We start from the raw sequence: 21,587 nt of genomic DNA, 5'->3' as shown, positions 1-21,587 counted from the left end.
CCCTAGTTATAAGCAAGTAATTGCTTATCACTTGAGACATCTTAACGCGATGTATACGGTGGTGATTAACCACTCTCTGGAATAGCTTCAATAACCCTTTTCCTTAGCATTTCTTTCAGCTTATGAAATGCCTCTCTTTTAAGGTCGGCTGTCATTTACTCGGTTCCTTCTACGATTTCAAGTATATTTACTTTCAGTTATTATAGTTAACTAAATCGTTTCTGTCAAATGTATTATGTAAACGCTAACCCCTATTCAGGGATTAGCGTACAGCTTCAATCTAGAGATAACGTTTTTTTAACCTTTTTCCTGCTTTACGCATTCGCTTCATATAGCGATTTTTTTTTAACATTTTTGGGTTGTTTCGAATCATCCATCCCATAGCTGCACCCATTCCAACTTTAGCGCTGTTCGATATCACTCGGTTCAACGCCAATCACCAACCTTATTATCCGTTTTCATCCAAAAACAGATCATCTAAAGAAGAGAGTGAACCATCTTCTTCTATTTCACGTACATGCATGGCTCCGTCGACAAAAGCCATTTCAATAAAACAGTTCCAACAGTAATACTGCTCTTCACCAATTCTCCCGATATCAGAAGACTGACAATTTGGACACTTCATCGGACTTACTCCTTTTTGTATAATCTTTTGAAGTCTATAAACAACAGAATCTGCTGCTTAGTCCTCAGCTTTTCCAAATCATTTTTATCCTATACACCTTGTATAAGATAGTTATAGTTTACCTACGTTACATAAAATCATAAGGCGTAATTTCTTCCTCTTCTGATGTATTCTGTTCTTCAGTTGGTATGTCTTGCTCTAAATACTCCGCATCAGAAAACATCATTTGCATCCGCTCTACCAATGTCGTGTTACGTTCATAAGCATAATTTTTCTTAAGACCATCTATAAAAGCTTCGTAATCTCCACATATTAAAAGTGACGTTTTACTTCGTGTAATAGCGGTATAAAGTAATTTTTTAACTAACATTCGCTTAAATGCCTTTACAACAGGCATAACAACTATTGGAAATTCACTTCCCTGTGACTTATGAATCGAAATCGCATATGCCAGCATGATTTGGTTAAAATCTTGCTTCGTATAAGATACTTGTAGTCCTTCAAAATCAATAATCATTTCATCTTTTTTAGTTTCTGATTCATTTGGTTTTTTTATTGCAATAATTTCACCAATATCACCGTTATATACTTTTTTCTCAGGTTGATTTATTAACTGAATAACCTTATCCCCTGTTCTATAGGTTGTATCAAAATGAATGATTTCCCTTTTTTGACGATCTTTAGGGTTGAAGATCATTTGTAATTTACGATTCAATGCATGAATACCTACTTCTGTCTTGTACATCGGGGCTAATACTTGTATATCTTTCATCGTATAGCCTTTGTTAAGAGCTCTTTGAACAATTTGTTCTACGACATTAAGGGTATGTTCTTCACCGCTAGGTATAAAGTTAAAATCACCTGATTTTGACATATCCATATTCTCAACATTATCATTTTTAATATGATGGGCTAACTGAATAATATAAGAATCTTCTTTTTGTCTATATATTTCAGACAAGTGACTAACAGGAATTGCATTTGATTGTAATAAATCAGAAAGAACTTGTCCTGGTCCAACCGAAGGAAGCTGATCTTCATCACCCACTAGTATAACCTTCATATCTGAAGGAATCGCTTTAAAAAGAGAATTGGCAAGCCAGACATCGACCATAGAAAATTCATCAACTATGATGACATCTCCCTCTAGTTGGTTACCTTGATCGTATTCGAATGAATCATCACCTGACCAGCCTAATAAACTGTGAATCGTTTTAGCTTTTAAACCAGTTGCTTCAGAAAGTCTTTTAGCAGCTCGTCCTGTTGGTGCTGTTAAAATAAAACGTCTTTCTCTGCTTAGCTTTTTCTTAGGCTTAAACAGCTTTTCATAAGAAGAAATAATCCCTTTAACAACAGTTGTTTTACCAGTTCCAGGGCCTCCAGTTAATAACATGACTTTTTCATTTAAGGCTTTTTTTATGGCTTCATATTGTTCCTCACCATAAGAAAGACCTTCTACCTCTTCCATCTCACCAATGATTTTTAGAAGTTCACTTTCCTCAAATGATTCTTCGACTTCTATGTCCATAATCCTTTTTAATTGAGATGCAATACCTTCTTCTGAATAATATAGATGAGGTAAATACGCTCGGTTGTTTTCACTGACAAGTAAGTCTTCCTCTTCCAGATGTTTAATTCGCTCAGTAAAGTGTTCTTCAGTTAATCGTTGTTGTCTTTGATACAATAAACGGTTTGCTTTTTTCATTAACTCATTTTGGTCCATAAATACATGGCCATTCATGGATTCCAGTTCTAAAATATGAAGAACACCAGCTTCAATACGTGTTGGATGTTCCTCACCAATGCCTAATTCTTTAGCCATTTCATCGGCCCTTTGAAACCCAAAACCCTCAATTTTAAACACAAATGCATATGGATTATCATTTAGTTGTTTAATGGTCTCTTCTTCAAAGGCTTGATATATTTTCTGAGCTAGCTGTAAACCAATTCCATACTTAGCGAGTTCTAGTGCAACTTGTTCAAACCCTTGATTGGTTCTCAAATCTTCTCTTAATCGGTTTTTCATTTCTTCGTTTAAACCTGGTACTTGATCAAGTGCCTGTTCGTCTCTCAGTATTTGATCTACAGCACTTAATCCTAGTGTGTTTACAATTTTTTTAGCAGTCTTTTCACCAATTCCGTAAAATAAATCACTTGAGAAATATTTAACTAAACTGTCCTCATCTTTAGGCATTTCTTTTTCATATGTAAATACTTGGTATTGCTCACCAAATTTAGGGTGAGTTTTAAGAGTTCCGTAAAAAATGTATTCATTACCATATGTTAATGGTGGGAAATGACCCTTCACGACAAGCTCATCTTCTTCTATCTCTTCGTTCGTTTCAACAACAGAGACTGAAGCAATGGAAAATTGTTCCTCAGCTTTATGAAAGATCATATGATTTAATTTAGCTTTTACATAGCCTGCTTCACTCATTGCATTCAGCCTCCTTTTTTTACTTAGTGTTCATTTAACATATCTTCAACTTGCTTTTTGCCATGCCCTGCTAAGACATGTTCAGGCTGTATTTTTAGAGCTTGATTAAAGTGATCAAGTGCATGATGAGGCTCTTCTTTATATAAATAAGCGACTCCTAGATTATAATGAGCATCACTGTGCTCCTCATCTAATTTTAAGACATGCTTAAATTGATTAAAAGCCTCTTCAATTAAATTAGCATAAGCAAGTGATAACCCGTATTGAAACTGAATGTCAACATCTTCTTGCTCCAGTTCGCTCGCTCGTTGTAGGTACGGCAGAGCTAATTTAGGCTGCTCCTGATTCATTAGGGACATGCCAAGCATTAAATAAACGTCAGCTTCATCCAGTCCTTGTTTAATCGCATCCTGAAATTCCTGTGTCGCCTCCGAGTACTGTTCTTGTTCAAAGTAAACATTACCCAACCCATAATGGGCTGTTGGAACATTTTCGTCTAATTCTAATGCTTTTTCAAAAAAGCGTTTAGCACGGTCATATTCTTTAATATGTGTCAAAAGATTTCCAAAATTAATATAACCTACTGGATCTTCAGGATGCTCTTCTATATGCCTGTTAAACAATTTCGCCGCTTCTTCCATGTTCTGTTCTTTCATATATTGTAAACCTTGTTGAATATAGTCCACAAGTCCACTCTCCTTTCTTATAAGTAGAAAAAGTCACCACATCACCATGTGCTGACTTTTCTAGCAATCGTTAAAAGAACTACAGTTTATATTATGCCTTTAAACTTACAAACCTTAATTTAGCGCTATTACGCCAAGTGTTTCACAGGTTGTTCATTTTTATAAACTCGTTCAATCGTACCGCCGCCAATACAAACATCATCATCATAAAATACAACTGCTTGACCTGGTGTAATGGCACGTTGTTGTTCATCAAACTGAACCATTAATGATCCGTCTTTTTGCGGGTAAATCATGACAGGGCATTCTACTTGGCGATAGCGGAATTTTGCTTTACAACTAAATGGCTCGGAAAAGTCACCATCGATTAACCAATTGATATCAATTGCTTCCAGTCCATCTGCATATAAAGCATCTTGGTTATATCCTTGACCAACATATAGCACATTATCTTCTAAATTCTTACCTACAACAAACCATGGTTCACCTGAGCCACCAATTCCAAGGCCTTGTCGTTGCCCGATTGTATAGTACATTAAACCATCGTGCTGTCCTTTTACTTCTCCATTTAATGTTCTCATTTCACCAGGCTGTGCCGGTAAGTACTCACTTAAGAATTCTTTAAAGTTTCTTTCACCGATAAAACATATACCCGTACTATCTTTCTTCGTTGCTGTTGCTAAGTCATGTTTTCTAGCGATTTCCCGTACTTCTTTTTTCTCCATATGCCCAAGTGGGAACATAATTTGAGGCAAGATTTCTTTTGGTATCTGATTTAGGAAGTATGTTTGATCTTTATTATCATCAACACCTTTTACCAATTCATGCTGACCATTACGTTCGCGTACTTGAGCATAATGTCCAGTTGCCAAGTAATCTGCACCTAATGACATGGCATGATCTAAAAAGGCTTTGAATTTAATCTCCTTGTTACACATGACATCTGGATTTGGAGTGCGACCGGCTTTGTACTCATCTAAGAAATAAGTAAAGACTTTATCCCAATATTGTTTTTCAAAATTAACTGCGTAATAAGGAATGTCTAGTTGATTGCACACTCTTACAACGTCTTCATAATCTTTTGTTGCGGTACATACACCAAATTCATCAGTATCATCCCAGTTCTTCATAAAAATTCCTACAACATCATAGCCTTGTTGCTTTAATAACAAAGCAGTAACAGATGAATCAACGCCGCCAGACATACCTACAACAACTCTTGTGTTTGCACGATCCTTCATAATATTCACCACCTTATACATTTGAAGATAAACGATTAATAATTAATTCAATACGATCAGCCACTTGTTCCATTTCTTCTACAGTGTTGTCCATACCAAAGCTAAAACGAATAGAATTTCTTAACTTTGGGCTATTTTCTCCATACATAGCTTTTAGAACATGAGATGGATCAATAGACCCAGCCGTACAAGCAGAACCTGATGAAACTGCTACCCCTGATAAATCTAAGTTCGTTAGAAAAATTTCAACATCCATGCCAGGAAAACTTAAATTTAAAATATTTGGTACCCTTGCATCTGTATCTAAGCTTCCGTTAACTTGATAGTCAACTTTTTTATAATCTAAAGCACTAATTAGACTCTCTGATAATTGCTCGTAATGTTTGACTCGGCTTAACCTTTGCTTTTTTAATACGTCTACAGCTGTTTTAAAGCCTTCAATAGCCAAAGTGTTTTCTGTACCGGAACGCCATGTTCGCTCTTGTTCACCACCAAAAACACGCTGAGCAATATTAAATCCCTCTCGCTTATATAGGAAACCCACGCCTTTAGGACCGTAAATTTTATGAGATGATGCTGTCATTAAATCAATCTTGAGTTCTTCAACATCGATCTCCTCAACTCCATATGCCTGAACAGCATCGGTATGGAATGGAATATCACGACTTCTAAGCAAGTTACCAATCATTTGGATTGGTTGTTTCATTCCCGTTTCGTTATTAACGAACATAATAGTCGCAAAGATGGTATCTTTTCGAAGAGCCTTCTTTACGTCCATAATGTCAACGACTCCATTTTCATCAACAGGTAAGTATGTGACTTCGAACCCTTCTTGTTCCAGTTGTTCACAAGGATGCATGACCGCATGGTGTTCAATTTGTGTCGTAATAATATGGTTACCTTTATCACGATTAGCATATGCTAATCCAAAAATGGCAAGGTTATTAGCTTCTGTACCTCCACTTGTAAAAATAATTGATTCATAATTAGCATTAATGCTTTTAGCCATGGTCACTCTAGCTTCATCTAAGCGTTTTCTGCTCTCACGACCATAATGATGAATACTTGAAGGGTTGCCGAAGCTCTCTTCCATAACCTTACGCATGGTATCTTTTACTTGTGGATGAATAGGTGTTGTTGCAGCATGATCTAAATAAATTCTATTCAAAACATATCACCCTTTAAATGTAAAACATATTTTCTTCCTGATAATTCGTATCATTATATTCTATTAAATCTTGTAGAGTAGTTTGTTCTAATACATCTCGAACGGCATCACGAATTCTCTTCCATAATTCACGTTTTGACGGTTCATCATCGTCCATTTCTTCTACAGGACGAATCGGACCTTCTAATGTTCGAATAATATCTGCAGCTGTTATTTGTTTCGGCTCTCTCGTTAACAAATATCCACCTTTGGCACCGCGGACACTTTTTACTAGACCCGAATTTCTTAAAGGAGCAATTAATTGTTCTAAATAATGTTCAGATAAATTATACTCTTTGGCAATCGCCTTTAAAGGTAAAGGCTGGTCACCATAATTTTTAGCTAATGCAATCATAATGGTAAGACCATAGCGCCCTTTTGTTGAGATTTTCAATGGATGGGCCTCCCTTAACTTAGTCTAATCTATAGTTTAACATTTAATAGAGCTTTTTGAGAAAAACTTAATGGTACATCATATTACACCGAACAGCTTTGATATAAAACCAAATGTCATTATAGCACGAAGAAGGTCGGCGTGCATTTCTAATGTTTAAGACTTCTTCTTACGTTTTTGTTGCTTTAATTGATTGAGCTTATCGTATACATTTTTATAACGCTTCTCTTCTCCTAAATCTTTAGGGTCGTAGTATGACATATGACGGATCGATTCTGGTAGATACTCTTGATAAACCCAGCTATTTGCATAATTATGTGGGTATTTGTACTCCTGACCATGCCCTAATGTTTTGGCTCCTTGATAATGAGTATCTTTCAAATGATCTGGTACATCTTCAGTTGCGACCTTTTGAACATGTTTAATTGCCTTATCTAACGCTTTATACGCTGTGTTTGATTTTGGTGATAAGCATAATTCAACCGTTATAACGGATAGAGGAATTCTCCCCTCTGGAAGCCCTAGTCGTTCAACTGATTGAATGGCTGGCAATACTCTAGAACAAAGCTGCGGGTTAGCTAAGCCAATGTCTTCATAGGCTATAACTAATAACCTCCTTGAGATCGCTTCTAAATCACCGCCTTCTAATAACCTCGCTAAATAATAGAGCGCTGCATCAGCATCACTACCACGAATACTCTTTTGAAAGCTTGACAATAAGTTGTAGTAAATATCACCTTTATTATCATGAGAAAAACCTTTATTCTTAATACAATACTCAACTGTCTCTTGGGTAACGACAATGCCTTCTTCAGTCTCATCTGAAGCAAAAACAATATCTTCTAACAATGACAGAGCTGTACGGCCATCACCAGTAGTTTCAGCAATTGAAGCTAATAAAGATTCATCAATTTGTACGTTTAATTCTCCAAGTCCTTTTTCATCATCTTTTAAAGCTCGTTTTAATAACTGGATAATTGCTTGTTGATCTAATGGTTTTAACTGTTTAATCTGACCGCATCTTGAACGGATAGCATGGTTCACGCTATGAAATGGATTTTCTGTCGTTGCACCTATTAACGTGATAACACCTTCTTCTAATGCTTTTAATAATGAATCTTGCTGGCTTTTATTAAAGCGATGGATCTCATCTATAAATAAAATAGCGTTATTAGTCATACGTGCTTCACTTATAATCCGTTCAACATCTTTTTTACCGGCAGTTGTTGCATTGATAGCGAAAAACTCTTTATTCGTTGAACCAGATATAGCAAAAGCTAAGGACGTTTTACCAGTTCCGGGTTCACCGTACAATAACATTGAAGGCACATGGCTTTTTTGAATCATTTTATATAATGGTGTATTTTCACCTATAATTTCATCTTGCCCAACAACTTCTTCAATTTTCTCAGGTCTCATTCGATAAGCTAATGGTTCTTGATAGAGCATCATGATTCTCCTTTTTATAGCAAACTCCTATAGTTTCCTATTTTACTATAATCAACTAGTGCATTGCGAATAGTATATTTGATAGGAATACTCTTACAAAATAACTAACTATAAATTTTTATATGTATATATTGAAACAATCTTGCACATGATAGAAATAGAAGACTATCAAATATAAAAGGAGATGAAAATCGTGGTAAAAGTACGACAAGATGCTTGGTCTCATGAAGATGATCTATTATTAGCTGAAACTGTCTTACGCCATATTAGAGAAGGAAGCACTCAGCTAAATGCTTTTGAAGAAGTTGGAGACCAATTAAATCGTACAGCTGCAGCATGCGGTTTTCGTTGGAATGCCGAAGTTCGCCAAAACTATGAAAAAGCAATAGATTTAGCAAAAAGACAACGAAAACAACGTAAGCAAGCTGAAAAACATAAACTTCAAGGTTCTTCAAACTTGAAAACAGTTAAACGAAAACCTACTTATACATCAACGCAGGAGCATCCATCGATAGATTCGATTATTGCTCAATTACAAGAACTTAAATCAGATGACTTAAGGGTAAGTTCACAAGAAGCTGATAAGCTAAAAGAAGAAAACGAACGCTTAAGAGGCGAAAAAGAAACGTTAGAAAGTGAACTTGAAAGAATGAATAAGGATTACCAAGCCTTACAAGAGGATTATCAAACATTTATTTCTATTATGGAACGTGCAAGAAAGATGGTTGTATTGGATGAAGATTCATCATTATCCTCACCAACGTTCAAAATGGAGAAAAACGGAAATTTGCAGCAAATCGCGAAGTAAATTAATGCATCATTACTTCGCGATTCATAAATGAATAGAAAATAATACAGAAATGCCTCCCTATCCTGCGTTCATTCGCAGGATAGGGAGGCATTTCTTTTTTTCCTCATATTTCCCTTAACGGTCGTCATGCAAGTAATTAGTTTAGAACGCAAATCAAAAACGTCATTCATGATTTAATCATCATAAATGACGTTGATATTTAACTATGTACTACAATCCCAATTGTGCCGTTGATCTGGTTATAGTTTTGAACCCGCTCCAAGCAGGTGGGTGCCCTGTTCCGCGTTTTGTAAGTCCTCAGCGAGGCATTTACGCTGCACGGAAACACCAGGCTCCCTTTTCTATAAGTGTTCGGTCAAAACATCTGAAGATCAACGAACACATTAGGATTGTTTGTGTTCATTTGTTTGTGTAATTGAATAATAGCATAATACATCTTTCAATTCAAGCTCAGACAAGTAGTAAAATCGATGTATTTTTTTCCTTTATTCGTTGGCTTTTCCAGTTAATTTTAGATGCAATTCTTCAAGTTGAGTACTACTCACAGCTGATGGAGCATCCGTTAACAAATCAGAAGCTGATGCAGTTTTCGGGAATAAAATAGTATCTCTTAAGTTTGATTTACCAGCAAGGATCATGACAAAACGGTCCAAACCTAAAGCAATTCCTCCATGTGGCGGAGCGCCGAATTCTAATGCTTCTAACAAGAATCCGAATTGTTCTTCCGCCTCTTGATGACTAAACCCTAGAGCCTTAAGCATTTTCTCTTGTAGTTCTTTTTCATAAATACGTAATGAACCGCCGCCAAGTTCAAATCCATTTAATACAACGTCATAAGCTTGAGCCTTAACATTCGCTGGGTCTTGCTCCATCTTTTCAACATCCTGCACTTGTGGCATGGTAAATGGATGGTGAGCTGCATGATAACGACCTTCATCTTCATCATATTCAAATAGTGGCCAGTCTGTCACCCACAAGAAGTTAAACTGGTTATCATCAACTAAACCTAGGTCTTTACCTAATTTAAGCCTTAATGCACCAAGACTATCCGCAACCACATTCGATTGATCCGCTACGAATAGTAATAAATCCTGATCTTCAGCACCTAAATGCTCAGTTAATTGTTCTACCTCATTTTGTTCAAAAAACTTCGCAATTGGCCCTGTGAACTGTCCGCCATCGACTTTCATCCATGCTAAACCTTTAGCGCCATAAACTGCTACGTGTTCCGTTAATTTATCGATATCTTTTCGTGAGTATTGACTCGCAGCACCTTTAACATTAATAGCACTGACCTTACCTCCAGATTCTACAGCTCCCTTAAATACCTTAAATCCACTATTAGCAACAATTTCGCTAACATTAACGAGTTCTAATCCAAAGCGGGTGTCTGGTTTATCAGAGCCATAACGTTCCATTGCTTCATCATATGTCATACGAGGAAAAGGCTTTGGAACCTCTACACCTTTCACCTCTTTAACAACAGCTGTTAACATATCTTCAGTCATATGCATAATCTCTTCTTGATTCATAAATGATGTTTCGATATCAAGTTGAGTAAATTCCGGTTGTCTGTCAGCGCGTAAATCTTCATCACGGAAGCATCTCGTGATTTGGAAATAACGCTCATAACCAGACACCATTAAAAGTTGTTTAAATAATTGAGGTGATTGGGGAAGGGCATAAAATTCCCCTGGGTGAACACGACTTGGTACTAAATAGTCACGTGCGCCCTCTGGTGTACTTTTTGTAAGCATTGGGGTTTCCATTTCTAAAAACCCTTCACCATCTAGGTATCGACGTAATGCTTGAGATGTGTGATGCCGTAATTTCATGGTTTCTTGCATTTCTTGTCTACGTAAATCTAAATAACGATATTTTAATCGGATTTCTTCTGTTGCATCTGTCTGATTCTCAATTTTAATTGGTAAAGCCTTGGATTTATTTAAAATGGTCACTTCAGATGCATAAACTTCAATTTCACCCGTTTTCATTTTAGGATTAACCGTTGAATCATCACGTCTTTTTACAGTTCCTATCACTTCAATCACATATTCGCTTCTTAATCTTTCAGCGATTTCTAATGCCTCTTGGTTTACATCTGGATTAAACACCACTTGCACAATTCCTGAGCGGTCTCTTAAATCTACAAAGATTAAACCACCTAGGTCACGTCTTTTTTGAACCCACCCTTTTAATAAGACATGTTCATCTACATGCTGAGTGGTTATAGTTCCACATTGTGTACGACTTTGCATCATGTTGCCTCCTTAAAATCCTGATTTTATCTCTTTTGCGATTTGATCCGTTTCTACAGTTTTTTGGTCTCCGGTTTTTAGATTTTTAACATTTGCAACACCATTAGCTAATTCTTCTTCTCCTATGATGACGGCATATGTCGCTCCTACACGATCGGCTGACTTAAACTGACCTTTCACTTTCTTATCTAAATAGTCTTGATCTGCTTTAACACCCGATTTTCGCAGCTGATTTACAACATTAGATGATGTGTATTTGGCTTCATCACCAATAGCAATAACAAAACAATCAACACTTTCATCTTTATCTAGGTTCACGCCTTCTGCATCTAATGCCATTATTAAACGTTCGATACTAAGTGCAAAACCTATTCCAGAAATATCAGGGCCACCTAATTCATCAATCAAACCGCTATATCTGCCGCCGCCAGATAACGTTGTAATCGCACCAAAACCTTCAGCTTCACTCATAATTTCAAATGCTGTGTGCGTATAATAATCCAATCCTCTGACCAACGTGTCATCAACAACATAGGAAATTCCCATTGCATCTAAATGCTTTTTAACACCTTCAAAATATTGAGAAGACTCTTCATTTAAGTAGTTTAAAATAGATGGTGCTGTTTGCATCGCTTCATGATCCCGGTCGACCTTACAATCTAATAATCGTAATGGATTTCTTTCAAGTCTGTTTTGACAATCTGAACATAGGTCTTCTTTCACTGGCTTAAAGTGTTCAATTAAAGCATTACGATGAGCTTCCCTGCTTTCTTGATCACCTAAACTGTTTATAACTAACTTTAAAGACTTTAAACCAAGTTCTTGATAACAATCCATCGCAAATGCCATTACTTCAGCATCTATTGCGGGGCTCGCACTGCCAATTGCTTCAATACCAAATTGAGTAAACTGTCTTGTACGTCCTTGCTGTGGTCTTTCATAGCGGAACATTGGTCCAATATAATAAAGCTTTGCAGGCTGTGCTGGAGAACCGTGCATTTTATGCTGAACATATGCACGTGCAACGGAAGCAGTCCCTTCTGGTCTTAGCGTTAAACTTCTACCGCCACGATCTTCAAATGTATACATCTCTTTCTGAACAATGTCCGTTGTATCGCCAACACTTCTTTGAAACAACTCCGTGCGTTCAAAGATCGGCGTTCTTATTTCTTTATAATTATAAACCTGAGCTAAATGATTTAGTTTATCTTCAATTACTTGCCACTTTTTTGTTGCTTCTGGTAATAAATCTTCTGTACCTCTTGGAACATTAATATTCATAAAGCTCCTCCTCTAAATTCTTAATCTTTTTTTAAATTAAAAAAGTCCCTATCAAAGTTTCTGTTCTTTGATAGGGACGAGATCACCCGTGTTGCCACCCTGATTAGAATGGTAGATCACCATTCTCTCTTCATTATGTAACGCTTCTCGCGACCTTCACCTACTACAAAAATTGGTTCGATGCGGCACCTCTGGAATGTCTTTCATAAAGCAAACAATTAGGTTTATTTCCAGCCAATGATAAACCCTCTCTGTAATGTTTAATCTTTACTACTCTTTCCTTCATAGGTTTTACTTATTTAAATGTTTTAACTATCATATGATGCAATTCATAATATGTCAAGACGTTTATTCATTCGAATCCAAAATTAACGTGACAGGTCCATCATTCATAAGTGATACTTGCATATACTCCTGAAAGACACCTGTTTCAACATCTACATCCTGTTCTCTCACTAACTCATTAAATTGTTCATACATGTCATTAGCAAAATCAGGCTTAGCTGCCTTCATAAAATTAGGACGGCGCCCTTTACGGCAATCTCCATAAAGCGTGAATTGAGAAATGGAAAGAACTTTTCCGCCGACATCTTTTACCGATAAGTTCATCTTTCCCTGATCATCTTCAAATATTCTTAAATTAGACACTTTGTCTGCTATAAATTTAAGGTCTTTCGCGGTGTCTTCATGTGTAACACCTAATAATACAACCAAACCATTATCGATTTTGCCCTTTATTTCACCATTTACAGTAACAGACCCTTCTGTAACCCGTTGAATAACTGCTCTCATTATATCTGACTCCTTAGTGCACAGTTCGTTGAACAGTAAAGACATCTTTAATTTGTTTAACACGTTCGACAACTTTCTTGAGATGTTCAACGTTATGAATCAAAATGGTAAGATGAATCGTAGCCATCTTATTACGGTCTGACTTCCCGTTAACTGCAGTTATGCTAGTGTTCGTTTCATTAACAACCTGCAGAATTTCATTTAACAAACCGCTTCGATCAAATCCGGATATCTCTAGATCAACACTGTAGCTCTTTTGATTATTTTGCTGTTGATCCCATTCGACTTCAATTAACCTTGTTTCATCTTCATTCACGATATTAGGACAATCTGTTCGGTGGACTGAAACACCCCGTCCTCTTGTAATAAATCCTACAATGTCGTCACCTGGTACCGGATTGCAGCACTTCGACAAACGAATAAGTAAGTTATCAACGCCTTTTACAAAAACACCTGAACCAGACGATCTTCTACGTCTGTTCTCGACTTCTTGTTGTACCTCTTTAATCGTGTTTTCTAGGTCAGTTGCTTTTTCTTGTTGTCTAAGCTTTTCAGTAATTCGATTCGCAACTTGCTGAGCAGTAACACCTTGATATCCAACCGCTGCATATAAGTCTTCCTCGTTATTAAAATGGAACCGATCTAATGCTAATTGTATATTCTCTTCTGTTAACACTTCTTTAGGCTGGAATCCTAGGTTTTGAATTTCCGCTTCAACCGATTCCTTACCTTTTTTCACATTTTCCTCACGTCGCTGCTTTTTGAAAAATTGTTTAATCTTATTTTTAGCTTGCGATGTTTGTGTGATCTTTAACCAATCTTCTGAAGGTCCATAAGAATGTTTAGATGTCAATATTTCAAGAATATCACCGGTCTTAAGCTTATAATCAAGTGGCTCCATTTTGCCATTAACTTTAGCACCAATTGTTTTATTTCCGACTTCAGTATGGATACGATAAGCAAAATCTAATGGTACTGAGCCTCGAGGTAACTCAATGACATCGCCATTAGGTGTAAATACATATACCATATCTGACAGAAAATCGACTTTTAATGATTCCATAAACTCTTCAGCATCATTTGTTTCATTCTGCCATTCTAATATTTCTCTAAACCATGCCAGTTGTCGTGACATGTCTTCTTGCTTATCTGCACTTGTCTTACCTTCCTTATAAGCCCAATGTGCCGCAATACCGTATTCAGCAATCTCATGCATATCTTGCGTTCTAATTTGTACTTCTAACGGCTCCCCTTTAGGTCCAATAACCGTAGTATGGAGTGATTGATACAAATTAGGTTTTGGCATGGCAATATAATCTTTAAATCTGCCAGGCATAGGTTTCCAGCATGTATGAATAATTCCTAATACGGCATAACAATCTTTTATACTTTTTACAATTACTCTCACAGCTAATAGATCATATATCTCATTAAAGTTTTTCTTCTGATGCACCATCTTTTTATAGATACTATAAATATGTTTAGGGCGACCAGACATCTCAGCTGAAATATTTACATCACCGAGTTGTGAATTAATTTCATCAATTACTTGCTCTATATATTGTTCACGTTCTTCACGTTTCTGTCTCATCAGATGAACAATTCGATAGTATTGTTGGGGATTCATATAACGCAGAGCTGTATCTTCTAATTCCCATTTAATTGTAGAAATACCTAAACGGTGCGCTAATGGAGCAAAGATCTCTAACGTTTCATTAGCGATACGGCGCTGTTTTTCTTCTGGTAAATGAGATAGAGTTCTCATGTTATGTAAACGGTCAGCTAACTTGATTAATATGACCCGAATGTCTTTAGCCATAGCAATAAACATTTTGCGATGGTTTTCTGCCTGCTGAGCTTGTTTTGATTTGTATTTAATTTTTCCTAATTTAGTCACACCATCTACTAATAAAGCTACTTCTTCACTAAATTCTTCTTTTAAATCATCAAATGTGACATCAGTATCTTCAAGCACATCATGCAAGAAACCACTTGCAATAGTTGAAGGGTCCATTTCAAGTTCTATCAAAATACTCGCTACTTGAACAGGATGAATAATGTATGCTTCACCGGACTTTCGAACTTGTCCCTCATGTGCTTGTTCTGCATAATTATAGGCATGACGAATCATAGCCGTATGTTCCTCATTTAAGTAACGGCTTGCCTCTTCTATAACTTCTTCAATTGATTTTGTTGGATGTTTAGCCATACGATCACCTAGTCGCCTCAAAAAATTCTCGTCCAATAGATTAGCTTTTGTTATATTATTAATAATATATCGAAAATTGTAAAGCCAAAAACTAATTAAAGTATATAATACCGGCTGACTTATTAATGAAGTCCAGCCGGTACTTGATTAGTACTGCATTAAAGTTAATATATCGTAATCATTAATCTTGTCTCGACCATCTAAATAGGTTAACTCAATTAGAAATGCGCATCCCGCAACTTCACCGCCTAATTGTTCAACTAAATTAATCGAAGCTTCTACGGTACCACCCGTTGCGAGCAAATCATCTACAATTAAAACTCGTTGACCTGGTTTTATAGCATCTTTGTGAATCGTTAACACATTTTCACCGTACTCTAAACCATAATCAACCTTGATGACATCACGCGGTAACTTTCCTTCTTTACGAACTGGAGCAAATCCAACTTCTAGAGCGTAAGAAACCGGGCACCCAACTATAAATCCACGTGCTTCAGGTCCGACAACGAGATCAATATCTAACTTACGTGCATACTCTACGATTTCATCTACAGCAGATTTAAAAGCTTTCCCATTATCCATCAATGTCGTTATATCTTTAAATTTAATACCTTCTTTTGGCCAATCCTCAACTATTGTAATATACTCCTTATAATCCATGCACAACTTCTCCTTCCTTCAACTGAGGCTGCATTTTCGACAACATCCAGTTTTTAAGTTCATCGTGTGTCGAATAGTATAATGTTTTTTCAACCTCAATCATCTGCATCTGGTCTTGATATGTTTTCGAACTTGTTAACGGTTGTTGTTTCACGTTTGTATTTAAACGAATACTACCATTCTTCATTGTAACAAAATTCAATTCAAAAAACACTTGCAGCATAAAATCTAGCTGTTTAATCTTCCAACCTTTTGCTTGTGCTAATTGATGTTTTTGTTCATTTTTAATAACTTGATGTTGACTGAGTGTTTTATACAGTGATTTAAAATGGTCACGATTCGGTCTTGAAGTAAAGAATTGATCATCAGTATTTTGAAAACATGCAAAGATATTGGTAAAAAGATTCTGTCTTAGCACTTCATCTAATTCATTTAATGAAGATGGTAAATCAATTAGTACAAGTTTAGAATGGTTCTTTAACCTTTCAAAAAAACGACCCTTTTCTTTCGCAAAATCTAATACATCTATATCTAATGACTGAGTATTGCCTCTAAAGCTTATGGCCACAGCGTCTTTAGGAAAGTTAATGTATTGTAATTTTTTACCTCTATAATCAAATACTTGAGCTTCTAGACAACGAAGATCTTTTAGTTTTAATTGTAACTTTTGTTTGCCATTCCATTCGTTTAATTCAATTTCACCTACAACATCAATTAAACTACCTGGTGATAGACAATCTGCTACATCGCCAATCTGAAACCCTACCATTTCAATCGTTTCAGATCCACTTAGAGCGCGAATTTTAACATGGTTTTTCTTAGCACCAATTTTACGAGCATCTAATAGTGTTAACCCATTCAGTTGAAAATAAGGTTTCTCGTTCCCCATTCCATAAGGCGCTAAATGAGTTAATTGCCTTGGGAAATCTAAATCCACTTCATCCCAAATGATTTCATCTTCAACATCTATGACGGGTTGAAAATCGTCATCTTTTAATATTTGTTTAGCTTGTTCATTTAAAGCTTGTCTTAAGTCATCAATTTGGTCTATAGCTACTGTCATTCCGGCAGCTTGTGCATGCCCACCAAATTGTAAAAATAAGTGGCGGACGTCCATCCCATTTTTAAATATATCATAAGCAGGTATACTTCTCGCGCTACCTTTTGCTTCACCTTTTTCTGGGTCAATCCCTAATACAATTGTTGGCCTATGATATTGATTGACGATCCTTGAAGCAACAATTCCTAACACGCCAGGATTCCAGCCCTCTTTTGCGATGACAATGACATGATCGTCAGCAAAATGACTCTCAATTTCTTCAATTGCTTCATCAACTAGCGTTGAGACAATCTTTTGTCGCTTCTTATTTATCTCATCAATTTCTTGAGCCATATCTTCAGCAATTAACGCATCTTCTTCGAGTAAAAGATCGACAGCTAACGTCGCATCTTGTAGCCTTCCAACAGCATTTAATCTAGGACCAATAACAAATCCAATAGAATCTTCGGTCATGTCATCATCTATTTTACCAATTGCTTTTAGAGCGTTTAGACCCGCATCGTTTGTGTTCCTAAGAACATCCAATCCTTGCTTTACAATCACACGATTTTCACCTTTTAAAGGCACAAGGTCAGCAACAGTACCAATGGCAGCTAATGCAAGTAAGTCTTTAGGTAATTCTCCTAAAAGTGCGTGCGCCACCTTAAATGCGACACCGACACCCGCCAAATAATCAAAAGGATAATCTTCTGATAAACGAGGGTGGATGATCGCATAGGCATCAGGCATTTCGTCCTGCTCTTCGTGGTGATCTGTGATGATTAAGTCAATTCCAAGCTGCTTAGCTAACTTAGCCTCATTTGGAGCAGCAATTCCTGTATCAACTGTAATGATTAAATCAATTCCGGCTTGGTGCGCTTCCATAAACGCATTTTCATTCGGGCCATACCCTTCTGTGAATCGATTGGGTATATAGTAATGAACTTGTGCTCCTAAATGACGAAGTGTTCGTACGAGTACAGCTGTTGATGTCACACCATCAGCATCATAATCTCCAAAAATTAATATTTGTTCTTGCTTCTCAATCGCTTGTTTAATTCGTTCTACAACTTTAATCATGTCAGAGAACAAAAAAGGATCATGCAAATCATCTAGACTCGCATGAAGAAACTGATTGGCTTCCTCGGTTGTTCGTATCCCTCTTTTAACAAGCATTCTTTTTATCACGTTTGAAAATGGTAAATCTATATGTGGTGTATCTTCTACTTTATGTAAGATCCATTTCGTTTTACTTTCTAACATAAGTTCACCCCTGACGAAATTCATTATACTAGAGCTCATCAGGGGTATCAATGAAGATATTATGATTACTCAGGATTTTCTTCTTCCAGTTGATTCATTTGCTTTTGTTCTTCTTTCTCTCTTTGTTCAGTTTCTTTCAAGGATTGGTTAGCTGATTCTAACCTATCATTTTCAACTTTAAGCCATTTGACCTCTCGTTTCAGCTGAAAAATTTTAGAGAAGCTAAAGCCGACGATTAATAGGGCTCCCATCAATACTGATAATAAAATAACTAATATTAAAGGCGCATTCGTTTTGATGAATAAGAAATCAACTTCTACAGACTCTACATTGATAATAGCAAAAATCGAAATAATAAGTGCAAACACTAGTGACATGATTATCCATGATTGTTGTTTCAAAACCTCACCTCCAGCTTGTTTAGTTCTTTAATTATGCTTTCCCTTAAGTTGGATTAATTAACCAAAAACAAACGTTAATAGTTTTTATTATAAAAGCTGTCTATAAGTGTTATTACAACTTATAGACAGCTTAATGATCTTTTATTAAACTTGTGGACCTTCTGGCTTTTTCTTCTTTCTGTAGTCAACTGGTTTTTTGTCAATATTTTTACCTCTCCATACTAACCAAAGTTGTGCTGCTAGGAATAGAGAAGAATAAGTACCGGCAATTAAACCAACGATTAACGCGAAAGAGAAATACGTAATGGCCTGAGCCCCAAAGATAAACAGCATTAATGCCGCAAAAACGACCGTTAAAACAGTATTGAAGCTTCTTGCCAGAGTTTGCATTAAACTCTTATTGACAACATCACCTAGCTGTTTAAACGTTTTGACTCGTTTCTCTAAACGAAGGTTTTCCCTAATCCGATCAAACGTGACAATCGTATCGTTGATCGAATAACCAACAATCGTTAAAATAGCAGCTATTATGACAACGCTAAATTCAAACTGGAAGATACTAAATAAAGCTAGTATGAAAAAGGCGTCGTGTAATAGTGCAATGATTGCAGTAATGGCAAAGAACAGCTCAAACCTAAAGGCTACATAAATGATAATACCTATAGAAGCATAAATAACAGCTTTAACGGCATTCATCGCAAGTTCCTTACCTACTTTTGGCGTTACTGTACTGACATTTGGTTCGTTTCCGAACTGATCAACAAAATATGTGTTAATCTCGGCTATTTCTTCCTTACTTAAGACATCTAACCTTGCGATTCCAATCTCTTGGTTATCACCAGCTAATACAACTTGTTCAGGTTCATAGCCCAATTGATTAAAGTGTTCTTCAACTTGTTCTGTAGTAAGTGGTTGGTCTGCTAATACTTCTACACGCGATCCACTTACGAAATCTACACCTAAGTTAAGGCCTCTAAATAACAAGAACCCTGCTCCAATGACGATTAACGCAATAGAGATGATAAAGAATTTTTTTCGGTGTTGTACAAAATTAAATGTTTTACCAAAGAAATGTGGTTTGACTTCTTCATTCTTCGCAATGTCATGTATATGATCAGGTTTAACACCAAACCATTTCGGACGTTTGTTTAAGTACCTGCTCTTAACCCATAGTCCAAGTAAAAGTCTTGATAAGAATACAGCCGTGATAAAACTTAATATAATACTGATGATTAACATTGTCGCAAACCCTTTAACCGAGCTTGTTCCAAAGACAAATAACACAACTGCTGCTAGTAATGTTGTAATATTAGCATCTAAGATCGTTGCTAAAGAGCGTTTATTACCTGCACTAAATGCAGCCTGTATCGATTTACCAGCCTTTAATTCCTCTTTAATCCGTTCATAAGTTATGATGTTAGCATCAACTGCCATACCTACCCCTAATACTAACGCAGCAATTCCAGGTAATGTTAATACACCATTGATTAAATTAAAGACGAGTAAAATTAAGAAAATATAAGTTGTCAACGTAATCGATGCGATAACACCAGGGAATCGGTAATAAGCAATCATATATAGGAAAATTAAGATAACACCTATGATGCTTGCAAATACCGTTTTATTTAAGGCTTGTTCACCAAACTGTGCACCTACTGATACAGAGTAGATTTCTTTAAGGTCTGCTGGAAGAGATCCGGCATTTAATAAGTCAGCAATTTTTTTGGCTTCTTCAACCGTCTCAAATCCATCAATCATTAAATCAGTACCAGCTATTGGCTCTCCATTTTTAAACCCAGGCGCGGTTAGAATTTTACCTTGATCAGGCTTATTTATTTCTTCTTCAAATGTGTTGTCTTTTTCATAATCCATCCATATGACCATTCGCCCATCTGGACCGTATTTTTCAAGAATGGTCGAGGAGACGTCATATAAATTTTCATATTCACTGCCTTCAAATTCACTTTTTAGTTGAAGTGTAACAACTGGCAGGTTTGTCTCTGGGTCAAAGTCTTGTTTGGCACTTCCCGAAACAATTTGTGACCCATCAAAGTAAAATTTATCTTCAGTATCTCTAAATGACAATTTAGCTGTCGTCGCTAAGATCTCTCTTGCTTCATTAGGGTTATCAACACCAGCTAATTGAACACGGATCCGGTTGTCACCCTCAATATTAATTCGAGGCTCATTGACACCTAGAATATCAACACGTTGATAAAGTGCTTCTACGACTCCATCAAGCATCTGATCGGTAACTTCTTGACCCTCTTGCTGTGGTTCAACTTCATATAAAAGTTCAAATCCACCTTGAAGGTCTAACCCTAAAGGTATATCTTTCGCAATTGAATTGGTTGTTGAGCCAATTATGCCACCTAATATGATGACGATTAGAAAAAAGGCTATAATTCGGCCTTTTCTACCCATATGTATGTCCCCCTACTCTTTCTGGTAATTTATTTATTTTTGCGGATTATTTAATGCGTCAATTTGTGCCATTAAATCATTGGCTTGCTGGCTTTCAACGGTTAAATAACTCATGTACATACTTCCGCTTAAATGTAATATATCTTGAACCACTTGGAACAATGGCAAAGTTCGTTCCTTTTTCCATACTTTTTTCTTTAAGCATTCCCACACTTCATATTCATTTACACCACTATAACCTAATAATTCTAATTCACTGACTTTACTTTCTAACACATCTTTAATGTATGGTTTCCATACGTCCACATGCTGCACCATTGGTTCCAAGTAAAAAGCCCCCTTTATTTACTAAAAGTCGATGTCATGACTTGTACACCTTTTAGCATATACATTATTGTACCGAATTTTCA

The 21,587-nt window shown here is 36.4% G+C and carries 18 protein-coding genes, 1 other RNA gene and 2 other annotated features (1 of these 21 running past the window's edge); of the genes, 1 reads left to right on the top strand and 18 read right to left on the bottom strand.

Going from position 1 to position 21,587, the window contains the following annotated elements; translation table 11 throughout:
- Positions 1 to 181 (bottom strand) — a binding site (T-box leader); it reaches 27 nt to the left of the window's first position.
- A gap of 99 nt (positions 182 to 280) precedes the next feature.
- From ACFSW4_RS01825 to ACFSW4_RS01790, 8 genes are all read right to left on the bottom strand, one after another.
- Positions 281 to 430 carry a hypothetical protein gene (locus tag ACFSW4_RS01825; RefSeq protein ID WP_377327085.1) on the bottom strand — a complete coding sequence of 50 codons (150 nt, stop codon included), beginning with the start codon at positions 428 to 430 and terminating at the stop codon, positions 281 to 283.
- Positions 431 to 448: 18 nt separating this feature from the next.
- A complete protein-coding gene (locus tag ACFSW4_RS01820; RefSeq protein ID WP_279401584.1) occupies positions 449 to 625 on the bottom strand; it encodes a hypothetical protein in 177 nt (58 codons plus the stop codon).
- A 127-nt stretch (positions 626 to 752) separates the two neighbouring features.
- Positions 753 to 3,062: an SF1B family DNA helicase RecD2 gene (gene recD2 / locus ACFSW4_RS01815; RefSeq protein WP_377327083.1), complete on the bottom strand. Its 2,310-nt coding sequence runs from the start codon at positions 3,060 to 3,062 to the stop codon at positions 753 to 755.
- Between the two features lie 23 nt (positions 3,063 to 3,085).
- Complete coding sequence (locus tag ACFSW4_RS01810; protein WP_054753387.1) at positions 3,086 to 3,748, bottom strand: tetratricopeptide repeat protein; 663 nt, start codon at positions 3,746 to 3,748, stop codon at positions 3,086 to 3,088.
- A gap of 128 nt (positions 3,749 to 3,876) precedes the next feature.
- Positions 3,877 to 4,989 carry a tRNA 2-thiouridine(34) synthase MnmA gene (mnmA, locus tag ACFSW4_RS01805; RefSeq protein ID WP_054753389.1) on the bottom strand — a complete coding sequence of 371 codons (1,113 nt, stop codon included), beginning with the start codon at positions 4,987 to 4,989 and terminating at the stop codon, positions 3,877 to 3,879.
- Between the two features lie 13 nt (positions 4,990 to 5,002).
- A complete protein-coding gene (locus ACFSW4_RS01800; RefSeq protein WP_377327081.1) occupies positions 5,003 to 6,157 on the bottom strand; it encodes a cysteine desulfurase family protein in 1,155 nt (384 codons plus the stop codon).
- A gap of 13 nt (positions 6,158 to 6,170) precedes the next feature.
- Positions 6,171 to 6,590 carry a cysteine metabolism transcriptional regulator CymR gene (gene cymR / locus ACFSW4_RS01795; protein ID WP_054753391.1) on the bottom strand — a complete coding sequence of 140 codons (420 nt, stop codon included), beginning with the start codon at positions 6,588 to 6,590 and terminating at the stop codon, positions 6,171 to 6,173.
- Positions 6,591 to 6,746: 156 nt separating this feature from the next.
- The gene (locus ACFSW4_RS01790) at positions 6,747 to 8,042 is read right to left on the bottom strand and encodes a replication-associated recombination protein A (RefSeq protein WP_377327079.1); all 1,296 of its coding nucleotides are present in this window, start codon (positions 8,040 to 8,042) and stop codon (positions 6,747 to 6,749) included.
- 190 nt (positions 8,043 to 8,232) lie between these two features.
- Here ACFSW4_RS01790 and ACFSW4_RS01785 point away from each other — a divergent pair, with 190 nt between their 5' ends.
- Positions 8,233 to 8,847 (top strand): RsfA family transcriptional regulator, encoded by a 615-nt coding sequence (locus tag ACFSW4_RS01785; protein ID WP_377327077.1) that lies wholly within the window; start codon positions 8,233 to 8,235, stop codon positions 8,845 to 8,847.
- Between the two features lie 214 nt (positions 8,848 to 9,061).
- Here ACFSW4_RS01785 and ssrS read toward each other — a convergent pair.
- The 10 genes from ssrS to ACFSW4_RS01735 form a co-directional block, all read right to left on the bottom strand.
- A non-coding RNA gene (ssrS, locus tag ACFSW4_RS01780) (6S RNA) lies at positions 9,062 to 9,243 on the bottom strand.
- A 92-nt stretch (positions 9,244 to 9,335) separates the two neighbouring features.
- Positions 9,336 to 11,108 (bottom strand): aspartate--tRNA ligase, encoded by a 1,773-nt coding sequence (aspS, locus tag ACFSW4_RS01775; RefSeq protein ID WP_377327075.1) that lies wholly within the window; start codon positions 11,106 to 11,108, stop codon positions 9,336 to 9,338.
- 12 nt (positions 11,109 to 11,120) lie between these two features.
- Positions 11,121 to 12,389 (bottom strand): histidine--tRNA ligase, encoded by a 1,269-nt coding sequence (gene hisS, locus ACFSW4_RS01770; RefSeq protein WP_054753393.1) that lies wholly within the window; start codon positions 12,387 to 12,389, stop codon positions 11,121 to 11,123.
- A 69-nt stretch (positions 12,390 to 12,458) separates the two neighbouring features.
- Positions 12,459 to 12,684, bottom strand: a binding site (T-box leader).
- A gap of 53 nt (positions 12,685 to 12,737) precedes the next feature.
- Positions 12,738 to 13,181 carry a D-aminoacyl-tRNA deacylase gene (gene dtd / locus ACFSW4_RS01765; RefSeq protein ID WP_054753395.1) on the bottom strand — a complete coding sequence of 148 codons (444 nt, stop codon included), beginning with the start codon at positions 13,179 to 13,181 and terminating at the stop codon, positions 12,738 to 12,740.
- Positions 13,182 to 13,194: 13 nt separating this feature from the next.
- Positions 13,195 to 15,390, bottom strand: coding sequence for a RelA/SpoT family protein (locus ACFSW4_RS01760; protein WP_377327121.1), 2,196 nt, complete (start codon positions 15,388 to 15,390; stop codon positions 13,195 to 13,197).
- A gap of 147 nt (positions 15,391 to 15,537) precedes the next feature.
- Positions 15,538 to 16,050: an adenine phosphoribosyltransferase gene (locus ACFSW4_RS01755; RefSeq protein WP_054753397.1), complete on the bottom strand. Its 513-nt coding sequence runs from the start codon at positions 16,048 to 16,050 to the stop codon at positions 15,538 to 15,540.
- Complete coding sequence (gene recJ / locus ACFSW4_RS01750; RefSeq protein WP_377327072.1) at positions 16,040 to 18,352, bottom strand: single-stranded-DNA-specific exonuclease RecJ; 2,313 nt, start codon at positions 18,350 to 18,352, stop codon at positions 16,040 to 16,042. The genes ACFSW4_RS01755 and recJ overlap by 11 nt, the downstream gene beginning before the upstream one ends.
- 65 nt (positions 18,353 to 18,417) lie before the next feature.
- Entirely contained in the window at positions 18,418 to 18,753 is a 336-nt protein-coding gene (locus ACFSW4_RS01745) for a LapA family protein (RefSeq protein ID WP_054753405.1), read from the bottom strand.
- A 144-nt stretch (positions 18,754 to 18,897) separates the two neighbouring features.
- Positions 18,898 to 21,177 (bottom strand): protein translocase subunit SecDF, encoded by a 2,280-nt coding sequence (secDF, locus tag ACFSW4_RS01740; protein WP_377327070.1) that lies wholly within the window; start codon positions 21,175 to 21,177, stop codon positions 18,898 to 18,900.
- Positions 21,178 to 21,210: 33 nt separating this feature from the next.
- The gene (locus ACFSW4_RS01735) at positions 21,211 to 21,495 is read right to left on the bottom strand and encodes a post-transcriptional regulator (protein ID WP_054753507.1); all 285 of its coding nucleotides are present in this window, start codon (positions 21,493 to 21,495) and stop codon (positions 21,211 to 21,213) included.
- Positions 21,496 to 21,587: the final 92 nt, after the last annotated feature.

The sequence above is a fragment of the Piscibacillus salipiscarius genome, from assembly GCF_042685285.1.
In the GTDB taxonomy this organism is placed as follows: Bacteria; Bacillota; Bacilli; order Bacillales; family Alkalibacillaceae; genus Piscibacillus; species Piscibacillus salipiscarius.
This window is presented reverse-complemented; position numbering and strand designations above follow the sequence as displayed.

Coding starts and splice junctions, on each gene's coding strand:
- ACFSW4_RS01820 (WP_279401584.1), bottom strand. CDS start 625: ATGAAGTGTCCAAATTGTCAGTCTTCTGATATCGGGAGAATTGGTGAA.
- recD2 (WP_377327083.1), bottom strand. CDS start 3,062: ATGAGTGAAGCAGGCTATGTAAAAGCTAAATTAAATCATATGATCTTT.
- mnmA (WP_054753389.1), bottom strand. CDS start 4,989: ATGAAGGATCGTGCAAACACAAGAGTTGTTGTAGGTATGTCTGGCGGC.
- ACFSW4_RS01790 (WP_377327079.1), bottom strand. CDS start 8,042: ATGATGCTCTATCAAGAACCATTAGCTTATCGAATGAGACCTGAGAAA.
- aspS (WP_377327075.1), bottom strand. CDS start 11,108: ATGCAAAGTCGTACACAATGTGGAACTATAACCACTCAGCATGTAGAT.
- hisS (WP_054753393.1), bottom strand. CDS start 12,389: ATGAATATTAATGTTCCAAGAGGTACAGAAGATTTATTACCAGAAGCA.
- dtd (WP_054753395.1), bottom strand. CDS start 13,181: ATGAGAGCAGTTATTCAACGGGTTACAGAAGGGTCTGTTACTGTAAAT.
- ACFSW4_RS01760 (WP_377327121.1), bottom strand. CDS start 15,390: ATGGCTAAACATCCAACAAAATCAATTGAAGAAGTTATAGAAGAGGCA.
- ACFSW4_RS01755 (WP_054753397.1), bottom strand. CDS start 16,050: ATGGATTATAAGGAGTATATTACAATAGTTGAGGATTGGCCAAAAGAA.
- recJ (WP_377327072.1), bottom strand. CDS start 18,352: ATGTTAGAAAGTAAAACGAAATGGATCTTACATAAAGTAGAAGATACA.
- secDF (WP_377327070.1), bottom strand. CDS start 21,177: ATGGGTAGAAAAGGCCGAATTATAGCCTTTTTTCTAATCGTCATCATA.
- ACFSW4_RS01735 (WP_054753507.1), bottom strand. CDS start 21,495: ATGGTGCAGCATGTGGACGTATGGAAACCATACATTAAAGATGTGTTA.